Origin of the sequence: Methylobacterium sp. B1 (genome assembly GCF_000333255.1) — a bacterium.
Classification (GTDB): domain Bacteria; phylum Pseudomonadota; class Alphaproteobacteria; order Rhizobiales; family Beijerinckiaceae; genus Methylobacterium; species Methylobacterium fujisawaense.
Genome location: NZ_BACT01000102.1, coordinates 1 through 1,019 on the forward strand (window position 1 = coordinate 1; position 1,019 = coordinate 1,019).

At 69.7% G+C, this 1,019-nt stretch carries 1 protein-coding gene; it reads right to left on the reverse strand.

Annotated features, from left to right (window positions below):
- On the reverse strand, positions 1-1,019 hold a 1,019-nt coding region (locus I53_RS02940), incomplete at both ends, for a PAS domain-containing protein (RefSeq protein WP_043346461.1).

Consider the following 1,019-nt stretch of genomic DNA (forward strand, 5'->3'; position numbering starts at 1 on the left):
CGGCCAGCGTCGGATCGCCGAGGGTCCATTCGGGAGTCCCGGAGAGCAAGACGCGACCGCCGAGGCCGGTTCCCGGACCGAGCGGCGTCCCGGCCGTCGCCGCGCGCAACTGGGCGAACCCCTCTGGCGTGTCGCAATGCCAGATCCCCGTCGGCAGGAGGGCCCGGCTTCCGTCATCGGCGCGGGTGTAGGCGTGGCCGAGGGGCCAGCCGGCATGGTGGGCGACGCGTTCCAGACAGAAGCGCAGGGCCTCCGCCACCGTCGGCGCCTCGTTGGCGGCCGCGGCCGCCGCCTGGAGCAGCTCGACGAAGGCGGTCTGCTTCTGAAGCGCCAGCTCGGCTTCCTTGCGCTCCGTGATGTCGCTCCACGACTCGACCACCTCGACGGGCCGACCGTTCGGATCGCGCAGGAGGCGCTGCTCGTCCCGGACCCAGCGATAGGTGCCGTTCGCGTGCAGGAACCGGTATTCGATGACGTTGTGACCCTGATCGAGCAGATGCGGGAATTCGCCGAGGACGCGCTCCCGGTCTTCGGGGTGCAGCCGCTCCAGCCAGAATTCCGGTCCGGCCAGATAATCGCCGGGCTCGTAGCCGAGGAGATCGCGTACATTCTCGCTGATGAAGGTCGGCGCGTTGCGGCCGCCCACCTCGAAACTGCAGATCATCGACGGTGACGCGGTCAGCAGGTAGGTCAGCCGGCCCTGCGTCGCCCGGAGCGCCTGCTCGGCACGCTTGATCTCGGTCACGTCGGTGTAGACGGCAACGACGCCGCCGTCGTTGATCTTGCGCTCGCTGACCTGAACCCAGCGGCCATCGACGCGCTGCTGGAGGAGCGGCCCGCGCGGTGCGCGATAACGGGCGATCCGCTCCCCCAGCCACGCCTCGACCGTCGTGCCGTCTGCGCGCACGATGCAGGTCTCGGCGACGGCTCGGGCGATGGCCACGAACGTCACGCCCGGGACGATGATCGCCGACAGGCCGGGATGGAAATTCTGGAAGTGCCGGTGCAGAAGACGAGGC